Genomic DNA, 10,345 nt, shown 5'->3' with positions numbered 1-10,345 from the left:
GTGAATGAGTCAACGACTACCCCTACGCGCGCACTTTTGGTGAGTCAACGCGCGGTCTTGCGCAACCGCGCGTCCCGGCGTACAACGGAAACACGGACCACCGCCTGCGGGCGGACGAGTTCCCCCCGACGGCGGTCCGTGCGCGAGCGCCAGGCACCCACGTGCGACCAGCCGCGAGAGGCACGTCGAGAGGTCCCACCGTCACCCGAAAGGATCCGAAGGTCCCAGCTGGACAACACGGGACCCACTCGACGAACACCTTGCACGCTCTGATCACCTGACCCCCGCGCATGGCGACGGCGGCCCTTCCAGACGGGCCGCCGTTCCCGTCTGCCCGACGTCCCGGCTAGGAGACGCCGCGCCGGATCGCCTCGCACACCGCGAGCCCCTCCCGAGCGCCGAGGGCGACCGCCTGCGCGCAGTGCACGACCCAGCGCGCCACGCCGTCCGGGCCGCCGGTGACGTAGCCCCGCAGCATCCCGGCGTACTCCGCGTGCAGCTCGGCGTGTCCGACCTCGGGCGCGGAGACAGCCTTCGGGTCCAGGCCCCGGTCGATGAGCACGAGCCGCGCGGCGGCCCGGGCGACCAGTCCGTCAGCGGTCCCGAAGGCGCGCAGCGCCATCAGCTCCCCGTGCACGACGGCGGCGACGACGACCGCCGGTGCGGACGTGCCGCCGGTGAGGACGCCTGCGAGACCGTCCAGCCGGGAGACGACCTCCAGCGGGTCGGGCGCCGCCCCCAGACCGACCGGGTCGTCGTACGACGCGCCGGACGGCCGCGGGCGCCCCAGGACGTCGGGGTCCGGCACGACCTCGGAGGCGGCCAGGACGTGCAACCGGGCCAGCGCCTGGCGCGGGGAGTGCCGCCAGGCGACCAGCACCTGGCCGAGGTCGGCGTGCAGCCGGACCGCGCCCTCGACCAGCCGCGCACCCCGCTCGTCCCTGCTGGGCAGCGTGACGGTGCCGCCGGCCATCAACTGCCCACGCAGCCGCTCCAGCTCGATGCCGGCACCCTCGAGCTCGGCGGACGCGCGCGCGCCCCGCAGGGCCGACTCGGCCGTGACCTCGGCCGAGCCGCGGCGCAGCACCCGGTGGGCCAGCAGGCCGTCGACGGCCGCGCGGGCCTCGGCCACCGCCGCCGGCACGCCGGGAAGTCGCGCAACGGCGGAGAGCGGATCGGTCAGCGGGGGAGTCACGCCGCTCGAGGGTACGGCGGACCAGGTACCGACGGCCGGCCGACGAGCGGCGGGCGGGTGGCGGGAGGTGCCGTCCCTCGCCGGCGCCGCCACGGACGGCCTATCGTCCGCACATGGAGCAGGCGCTGCTCGCCGCGACCGTCGGACTGGCCGTGGGCCTGCTGGCGGCCACCCTGTGGCGACGGCTGCGCCGGCGGTCGTTCGGCACCGACGAGGAACGGGCCGCGCATGCCGCGCTGCACGCCGCGAATCTGGCCGGCCCACCGCTGCGCGAGGGACTCACCGCGGCCGCGGCGCAGCGCAGCGCCCGGCACCTGCGCACCCTGCTGGGCAGCACCGCCGTCGCTCTCACCGACACCGGGCAGCTGCTCGCGTGGGACGGCGCGGGCGAGCAGGTGCACGCACCGGCCGCCTGGCGGCTGGCCGGGCAGGCGCTCCACACCGGCCGCACCGCCGTGGAGCACACCCTTGTCTGCGGGCACCCGGACTGCACCGTCCGGTCGGCGGTGGTCGAACCGCTGGTCCTGCACGACCGGGTGGTGGGGTCGTTGACGGCCTACGCCACCGGCGTCAGCCCGGGGCTGGTGCGTGCGATCGGCGAGGTGGCCCGGTGGGTGTCCGGCCAGCTCGAGCTGGCCGAGCTGGACGAGTCGCGCTCCCGGCTCGCCGAGGCCCAGGTGCAGGCACTCCGGGCCCAGATCAGCCCGCACTTCATCTTCAACGCCCTGACCGCCATCGCCTCGTTCGTCCGTACCGATCCGGAGCGGGCCCGGGAGCTGTTGCTCGACTTCGCCGACTTCAGCCGCTACTCCAGCCGCAGTCACGGCGAGTTCACGACGCTCGCCGAGGAGCTGCGCTCGATCGACCGCTACCTGCAGCTGGAGAAGGCCCGGTTCGGTGAGCGCCTGCAGGTGGTCCTCCGGGTCGCTCCCGAGGTGTTACCGGTCGCCGTGCCGTACCTCTGCCTGCAGCCGCTGGTCGAGAACGCCGTCCAGCACGGCCTCGAGCGCGGCCGGGGCAGCGGCACCATCACGGTCGTCGCCGAGGACGACGGCGGACACTGCCGCGTCAGCGTCGAGGACGACGGAGCCGGCAGCGACCCCGAACGGGTGCGGCAGGCACTGGCGGGGACAGCGGGCCCCGACGCGGGCGGGCACCAGTCCCTCGGGCTCGGCAATGTCGACGCGCGACTGCGGGCGATCTATGGCGACGACCACGGGCTGCTCGTCGAGACAGCCGTCGACGCGGGGACGAAGGTGACGGTCCGGGTACCCAAGTTCGCCCCGGGCGTACGGCCTGGAATGCGGGCATCGTGACGTCGCCGGCACCGCTCGAGGGCGCCGGCCTGCGCGTGCTCGCCGTCGACGACGAGCCGCCCGCCCTGGACGAGTTGGCCTATCTCCTGCGCGCCGATCCGCGGATCGCGCGGGTGAAGACGGCGACCGACGCGCTGACGGCACTCAAGTCGCTCGAGAACGACGATGTCGACGCCGTCTTCCTCGACATCCGGATGCCGGGATTGTCCGGGCTGGAGCTGGCCCGACTGCTCGCGCGCTTCGCCGTCCCGCCTCCGGTGGTGTTCGTGACGGCGCACGACGACGCGGCGGTGGAGGCCTTCTCGCTGCACGCCGTCGACTACCTGCTCAAGCCGGTACGCGCTGCGCGGCTGGCCGAGGCGGTGGGTCGGGTGCGGGCGGCCCGCGCGGGTGCTGCCCCCTCCCGCGACGAGAGCACCATCGCGGTGGAGCTCGGCGGCGTCACCCGCTTCCTGCAGGTGTCCACCGTCCGCTATGTCGAAGCGCAGGGGGACTACGCACGGCTGCACACGGCCACGGGCAGCCACCTGGTGCGGGTGCCGCTGAGCGCCCTTGAAGAACGCTGGGCCGCAGTGGGTTTCATCCGCGTGCACCGGTCCTACCTGGTGGCCGGCAGCGCCATCCGCGAGCTGCGGGTCGAGCCGGGCGGCGGGCACTCCGTCCGGGTCGGCAGCGGCACCACGGCCGTCGTCCTGCCGGTGAGCCGCCGCCTCAGTCGCGACCTCAAGGACCGCCTGGTCCGCCGTGCCCGCCGCGAGGCCGAACAGTGACCGGGCCGCCGGTCGACCCGCCGCGCCGGGTGGCCGTGACCAGCCCGCGGACGTCGGCGGTCCGACCTCCCCCAGGGCCGTCGGCGCGCAGGGCGCTCCACGAGCAGGACGTCGTCGGCGAACTGCTCGTCCGGTCGCTGGTGCGGGCCCAGTTGCTGCTCGCGCTGCGCACGTTCGGGGTGCTCGCCGGGCTGCTCGGCGGGCTGCCGCTGCTGTTCGCGCTGGTGCCGGCCAGCCGGTCGGTCCAGCTGCTCGGGCTGCCGCTGCCGTGGCTGGTCCTCGGCGTACTCGTCTATCCGGCCCTGCTGCTGGGCGGGCTGGTCCACGTGCGGCTGGCCGAGCGGCACGAGCGCGACTTCGCCGATCTGGTCGACCGCTCGTGACGCGGGCCCCGGTGCAGGAGAGCGGGTGAGCGTGGCGCTGCCGCTGCTCGCCGTGGCGCTGGTCGTGGCGGCGACCATCGGCATCGGCGTCTACGGGCTGCGGCTCGCGCGTACCACCAGTGACTTCCTGGTCGCCTCCCGCACGGTGTCGCCGCTGTGGAACGCCTCCGCCATCGGCGGCGAGTACCTGTCGGCAGCGTCCTTCCTCGGCGTCGCGGGCCTCGTCATGGTCTACGGCGCCGACGCCTTGTGGTTCCCGGTCGGTTTCGTCGCCGGCTACGTCGTCCTGCTGCTGTTCGTCGCCGCACCCCTGCGACGTTCGGGCGCCTACACGGTCCCCGACTTCGCGGAGGTGCGGCTCGGGTCACGCAGCCTGCGGCGGCTGTCCGCCGTGGCCGCTGTCGCCATCGGCCTGCTCTACCTCGTGCCACAGCTGCACGGCGCCGGGCTCGCGCTCCGCGCGACGACCGGCCTGCCGGTCCAGGTGGGAGCGGTGCTCGTGGCGGTCGTCGTGACCGGCAACGTGATGGGCGGCGGTATGCGCAGCGCCACCTTCGTCCAGGCCTTCCAGTACTGGCTCAAGCTCACCTCCCTCGCCGTACCCGCCGTGTTCCTGCTGCTGGCCTGGCAGGCGGACGGCAGGCCGGCGCTCGGGGGGCCCGCCGGCCCGGTCTTCACCGGCAGCACGACGGTGTCGGCCGACAGCCCGGTTCGCTTCGTCGTCGAGCAGCCGGTGCCGGTGCTCATGGACGGCGAGCAACGGCTGCTCGGGGTCGGACCGCACCGCCTCGCGCAGGGCAGCACGATCGTCTTCCCCGCCGGTGCGGCGGTGCCCCACGTCGAGGGACTCGAGCCGGCGACCGGCCGGTCCTGGGTCCGGCCGTTGTCCGGCGCCGGGGGGGTCGAGCACCCGCTCTACGCGACGTACGCCCTCGTGCTGGCGACCTTTCTCGGCACGATGGGTCTGCCGCACGTCCTGGTGCGCTTCTACACCAACCCGGACGGCCGGGCCGCCCGCCGCACGACGCTGCTCGTGCTCGCGCTGCTGGGCGCGTTCTACCTGCTCCCGGCGTTGTACGGGGCGCTCGGGCGCCTCTACGTCCCCGAGCTGCTGCTGACCGGGCGTACCGACGCGGTGGTCCTCGCCCTGCCGGTGGCGGCGCTGGACGGGACGACCGGCCTGCTGCTGCAGGCGCTGCTGGTGGCCGGCGCGTTCGCCGCGTTCCTGTCGACCTCCTCCGGCCTGCTGGTGGCCACCGCCGGTGTGCTGCTGCAGGACCTGCTGCCCGTTGCCCGCAACGACCGCCCAGCCGGGCGGCTGCACGGCTCGGTGCGCGGCTTCCGGTTCGCCGCGGCACTGGTCGGCGCGGTCTCCCTCGCGCTGGCACTGCCGGCGACCGCGCTGCCCCTGGCGCAGGTGGTCGGGCTGGCCTTCGCGGTGGCGGCCTCGACGTTCTGCCCGCTGCTCGTGCTCGGGATCTGGTGGCGCGGCCTCACCGCGACCGGCGCGACGGCTGGTCTGCTCGTCGGCGGCACCCTGTCGGCGCTGGCGGTGACGGCGACGCTGACCGGAGCCGTGGCCGGAGGCTGGCCAGGCGCGTTGCTGGCCCAGCCGGCCGCCTGGACGGTGCCCACGGCGTTCGCCGTCATGGTGGGCGGCTCGCTGCTGACCCGCCGCTCGGTCCCACCCGATGTCGGCCGCACCATGCTCGCGCTGCACGCCCCGGAGGCGCTGGGACTGCCGGCCGCCCCCGACCGCTCGTCGCAGCTTTCGACCGCTCGACGCAGCCAGTGGGCGTTCAGGCGCATCCGCCGCTGAGTCGCCTTGTGTCGCCCTCCCTGTGGAGGGCAACGTGATGGGTGTCACAGCCGCGCATCCGCGGCTGTGACCTGTGCGGCAGTCCCGCTTCCGTCGGCTACAGGAGGATCCTTGACCACGTCCGAACACGACAGGAGGCACGCGACGTACACGCCGGTCGAGACGAGCTACCTCGTGATGCAGGAGAGTCCCGAATTCCAGGAACTCCGGCGGCGCTACCGCGGCTGGGTGCTGCCCGTCGCGCTGGGTGCGCTCGTCTGGTACTTCGCGTACGTGGCGCTCGCGGCCTACGCGGCCGACTTCATGGGCCAGCGGCTCGTCGGCAACATCAACGTCGGCCTGGTCCTCGGCCTGCTGCAGTTCGTCTCCACCTTCGCCGTGACGGCGCTCTACATCCGGCACGCCGACAAGAGCCTGGACCCTGCGTCGCAGCGCCTGCGTGAGAAGTTCGAGGAGGAGGCCCGATGACCGTCCTCGCCCAGGCCGCGGACACGGCCGTCGGCAGCCCGATCCTGAACCTGGCGATCTTCGGCGCGTTCGTCGCCGTGACGATGGCACTGGTCCTCAAGGCCAGCAAGACCAACAAGAGCGCCTCGGACATGTACACCGCCGGCTCCTCGTTCTCCGGCCGGCAGAACGGCGTCGCCATCTCCGGTGACTACCTGTCCGCCGCGTCGTTCCTCGGCATCGCCGGCGCCATCGCGCTGCAGGGCTACGACGGCTTCCTCTACTCCATCGGCTTCCTCGTCGCCTGGCTCATCGCGCTGCTGCTCGTCGCCGAGCTGCTCCGCAACACCGGGCGCTTCACGATGGCCGACGTGTTGGCGTTCCGGATGCGGGAGCGGCCGGTGCGCACGGCCGCCGCGACCTCGACGCTGGTCGTGTCGTTCTTCTACCTACTCGCCCAGATGGCCGGCGCGGGTGGCCTGGTCGCCCTGCTGCTGAACATCAACGGCCGCGGCGGGCAGAGCGTCATCATCGCTCTGGTCGGCATTCTCATGATCTCGTACGTGCTCATCGGCGGGATGAAGGGCACGACGTACGTCCAGATCATCAAGGCGGTGCTGCTCATCTCCGGCGCCGCCCTCATGTCGTTCTGGGTCCTCACCCGCTTCGGCTTCAACTTCTCCGAGATGCTCGGCCGGGGCGCCGAGGCCGGTGCGCAGCTCGAGCCGGGCAAGAAGTACGGCGTCAGCGGCATCACGCGACTGGACTTCATCTCGCTGTCGATGGCCCTGGTGCTCGGGACCGCCGGCCTGCCGCACATCCTGATGCGCTTCTACACCGTTCCCACGGCGAAGGAGGCTCGCCGGTCGGTGGTCTGGGCCATCTGGCTGATCGGCCTTTTCTACCTGTTCACGCTCACCCTGGGCTACGGCGCTGCCGCCCTGGTCGGTGCGGACCGGATCGCCGCCGCCCCCGGCGGAGCCAACTCGGCGGCTCCCCTGCTGGCCTTCGAGCTGGGCGGGACCCTGCTGCTCGGGGTCATCTCGGCGGTCGCCTTCGCCACCATCCTCGCGGTGGTCGCCGGGTTGACGATCACGGCGTCGGCCTCCTTCGCCCACGACATCTACGCCCAGGTGATCAAGCGCGGCCAGCCGGCGCCGGGCGCCGAGGTGCGGGTGGCCCGGATCGCCGCCATCGTGGTCGGCGCCGTCGCGATCCTCGGCGGCATCGCGGCCAACGGACAGAACATCGCGTTCCTGGTGGCGCTGGCCTTCGCGGTCGCGGCGTCGGCGAACCTGCCGACGATCCTGTACTCGCTGTTCTGGAAGCGGTTCAACACCCGTGGCTGCCTGTGGAGCATCTACGGCGGCCTGGTCATCACCATCACGCTGATCGCCTTCTCGCCAGCCGTCTCGGGCGCACCGACGGCGATGTTCCCCGGCGCGGACTTCGCGTGGTTCCCGCTGGCCAATCCCGGCCTGATCTCGATCCCGGCATCGTTCCTGCTCGGCTACCTCGGTGCGATCACGAGCAAGGAGTACAACGCCGCGAAGTACGCCGAGATGGAGGTCCGCTCGCTCACCGGTGCCGGCTCCTCACGTCAGGTGGTGCATCACTGAGGACCTGAGGCACGTACGAGCGCCGGCTCCCGGGACGTCCCCGGGGCCGGCGTTCGCGCCTGGTCAGAGCCCGTCCTCCCTCTGTACCTGCGCGACCAGCGCGGCGAGGACGCCGTCGTACGCCGCCGGTTCCTGCCGCGCCAGGTAGTGGCCGGCGAGCAGGAACCAGGTGGCGGTCCGCGCCCAGTCCTCCCGCATCGCCGGCAGTCCACGCCGAGCCTGGTCCAACGCACCGGCGATGTTCCGGTCCAGCTCGCCCAGGGCCGACGAGGTCGCCTCGTGCTCGACGATGCCCAGGCCAGCGCCGATGCGTGCGGCCGTGAGGAAGACCTTGTGCAGATACGGCTCGTCCTCGGGCGTCGCTCCGGTGCGCAGGTGCGGCAGCAGCCCGGTGACGAGCCGGCCGGCCAGGTCGTGCGCAACCGGCTCGTACGCCCGTCTGCTGCCCAGCTCGTAGTAGGTGGAGGCCTCGAAGGACGGCCCGCCCGCCTCCTGCGGCCAGCCGGTGCCGTCCGGTCGGGGCAGCGATAGCGGCAGCGGCTGGCCCGCCGGCCTCCGCGCCGATCTCCTGCCCGCACTGCTGGTCCAGTGCCGCAGCCACGTCACCCGGCCCCGCCTCCTTGTCCCGCCGTGTGCAGGCGTCGTCACCCGGCCGGCCGGGCGGCAGCCATCGACCGTCCGACCGCACGGATCGACCGCTCGGCGACATCGTTCGCGGACCCACTGTTGTGAGGCGTGTCACCGTAGGGGATGGTCGGAGCGACCCGAACAGCTCCCTGCCTTTGGAGGACCCGCGTGAGCACGCAGTCCACATCCGGCGTCGAGGCTCTGTCGACCGAGAGCCGCCGCTTCGAACCGCCCGCCGAGCTCGCCGCGAACGCGAACGTCCCCGCGGAGGTGTACGACCGGGCGGCGCAGGACCGGCTCGCCTTCTGGGCCGAGCAGGCGCGTCGGCTGCAGTGGGACACGCCCTGGGACGAGGTGCTCGACTGGCAGCCGCCGTTCGCGAAGTGGTTCGTCGGCGGCAAGCTCAACGTCGCGGTCAACTGCGTGGACCGCCACGTCGACGCCGGCAACGGCGACCGGGTGGCCCTGCACTGGGTCGGCGAGCCCGGGGAGGACAGCCGCGACCTCACCTACGCCGACCTGCAGCGCGAGGTCAGCAAGGCGGCCAACGCGCTCGAGTCGCTCGGCGTGCAGGCTGGTGACCGGATCTGCATCTACCTGCCGATGATCCCGGAGGCGGTCATCTCGATGCTGGCCTGCGCCCGGATCGGGGCGGCGCACTCCGTCGTCTTCGGCGGCTTCTCGGCGCAGGCGCTGGTCGACCGGATCACCGGCGCCGATGCCAAGGTCGTCATCACCGCCGACGGCGGCTACCGGCGCGGCGCGGCCAGCGCCCTCAAGCCCGCCGTCGACGAGGCGCTGCCACGCTGCCCGTCGGTGACCAACGTGCTCGTCGTCCGGCGCACGAAGCAGGACGTGGACTGGGTCGAGGGCCGGGACCTGTGGTGGCACGACGTCGTCGACGGCGCAGCCGAGACGCACGACGCGCAGTCCTTCGACGCCGAACAGCCGCTGTTCCTGCTCTACACCTCGGGCACCACCGGAAAGCCCAAGGGCATCGTGCACACCTCGGGTGGCTACCTCACCCAGACGGCCTGGACCCACTGGGCGGTCTTCGACCTCAAGCCAGAGACCGACGTCTACTGGTGCACCGCCGACGTCGGCTGGGTCACCGGCCACAGCTACCTCACGTACGGGCCGCTCGCCAACGGTGCGACACAGGTGATGTACGAAGGCACGCCGGATGCGGGCGGCCGCGACCGCTGGTGGTCGATCGTCGAGAAGTACAAGGTGACGATCCTCTACACGGCGCCCACGGCCATCCGCACCTTCATGAAGTGGGGGGACGAGCTGCCGGGGCAGCACGATCTGAGCTCGCTGCGGGTGCTCGGCAGCGTCGGCGAACCGATCAATCCCGAGGCATGGATGTGGTACCGGCGGGTAATCGGCGGGGATCGCTGCCCCATCGTCGACACCTGGTGGCAGACCGAGACCGGCGCGATGATGATCGCGCCGCTGCCCGGCGTGACCTCGTGCAAGCCGGGCTCGGCGATGGGTCCGCTGCCGGGCATCTCGGTGGACGTGGTCGACGGAGAGGGCGTGTCCGTGGGCGAGGTCGGCGGCGGGTTCCTCACCCTGGACGAGCCCTGGCCGTCGATGCTGCGCGGCATCTGGGGTGACGAGCAGCGATACCGCGACACGTACTGGTCCCGCTTCGAGGGCCGCTACTTCGCCGGCGACGGCGCGAAATGGGACGACGAGCACGTGCTCTGGCTGCTGGGCCGGGTCGACGACGTGATGAACATCAGCGGCCACCGCATCTCGACCACCGAGGTCGAGTCGGCGCTGGTGTCGCACCCGAAGGTGGCCGAGGCGGCAGTCGTCGGCGCCGCAGACCCCACCACCGGCCAGGCGATCGTGGCGTTCGTGACGGTCAAGGGCACGACCAGCGACTCGGACGACGCCTTCCTGCAGGAGCTGCGCAACCACGTGGCCAAGGAGATCGGCGCGATCGCCAAACCGCGCCAGATCGTGCTGTCCCCCGATCTGCCGAAGACGCGCAGCGGCAAGATCATGCGGCGGCTGCTGGTGGACATCGCCGAGCGGCGTGAGCTCGGGGACGTGACGACCCTGGCGGACCCAGCCGTCGTGCAGCAGATCGACGCGACGATGGGTGCGCTGGCCGGCAAGGGGAGCTGAGCCCGGCTCGCGACGCGCGGGCAGAGACTG

General features: G+C 72.6%; 9 protein-coding genes. 7 read left to right on the top strand and 2 right to left on the bottom strand.

Annotation, left to right across the window (positions count from 1 at the left end):
• Nucleotides 1-346 precede the first annotated feature (346 nt).
• On the bottom strand, nucleotides 347-1,195 hold the full coding sequence (locus WD794_14140) for an oxidoreductase (protein MEX2291448.1): 849 nt from the start codon (nucleotides 1,193-1,195) through the stop codon (nucleotides 347-349).
• Between the two features lie 113 nt (nucleotides 1,196-1,308).
• Here WD794_14140 and WD794_14135 point away from each other — a divergent pair, with 113 nt between their 5' ends.
• From WD794_14135 to WD794_14110, 6 genes are all read left to right on the top strand, one after another.
• A complete protein-coding gene (locus WD794_14135; GenBank protein MEX2291447.1) occupies nucleotides 1,309-2,511 on the top strand; it encodes a histidine kinase in 1,203 nt (400 codons plus the stop codon).
• Entirely contained in the window at nucleotides 2,508-3,281 is a 774-nt protein-coding gene (locus WD794_14130; GenBank protein MEX2291446.1) for a LytTR family DNA-binding domain-containing protein, read from the top strand. Before WD794_14135 ends, WD794_14130 begins: the two co-directional genes overlap by 4 nt.
• The gene (locus WD794_14125) at nucleotides 3,278-3,664 is read left to right on the top strand and encodes a hypothetical protein (protein MEX2291445.1); all 387 of its coding nucleotides are present in this window, start codon (nucleotides 3,278-3,280) and stop codon (nucleotides 3,662-3,664) included. Before WD794_14130 ends, WD794_14125 begins: the two co-directional genes overlap by 4 nt.
• 25 nt (nucleotides 3,665-3,689) lie before the next feature.
• Nucleotides 3,690-5,483, top strand: a complete 1,794-nt coding sequence (locus WD794_14120; GenBank protein ID MEX2291444.1) for a cation acetate symporter — start codon at nucleotides 3,690-3,692, stop codon at nucleotides 5,481-5,483.
• 111 nt (nucleotides 5,484-5,594) lie between these two features.
• Entirely contained in the window at nucleotides 5,595-5,951 is a 357-nt protein-coding gene (locus WD794_14115; GenBank protein ID MEX2291443.1) for a DUF485 domain-containing protein, read from the top strand.
• The gene (locus WD794_14110; GenBank protein ID MEX2291442.1) at nucleotides 5,948-7,549 is read left to right on the top strand and encodes a cation acetate symporter; all 1,602 of its coding nucleotides are present in this window, start codon (nucleotides 5,948-5,950) and stop codon (nucleotides 7,547-7,549) included. The genes WD794_14115 and WD794_14110 overlap by 4 nt, the downstream gene beginning before the upstream one ends.
• Nucleotides 7,550-7,612: 63 nt before the next feature.
• On the opposite strand, the gene WD794_14105 is transcribed toward WD794_14110, so the two are convergent.
• A complete protein-coding gene (locus WD794_14105) occupies nucleotides 7,613-8,155 on the bottom strand; it encodes a hypothetical protein (GenBank protein ID MEX2291441.1) in 543 nt (180 codons plus the stop codon).
• Nucleotides 8,156-8,344: 189 nt separating this feature from the next.
• Here WD794_14105 and acs point away from each other — a divergent pair, with 189 nt between their 5' ends.
• A complete protein-coding gene (gene acs, locus WD794_14100; protein MEX2291440.1) occupies nucleotides 8,345-10,315 on the top strand; it encodes an acetate--CoA ligase in 1,971 nt (656 codons plus the stop codon).
• Nucleotides 10,316-10,345: the final 30 nt, after the last annotated feature.

This window comes from Mycobacteriales bacterium (genome assembly GCA_040902655.1).
GTDB lineage: Bacteria > Actinomycetota > Actinomycetes > Mycobacteriales > SCTD01 > SCTD01.
This window is presented reverse-complemented; position numbering and strand designations above follow the sequence as displayed.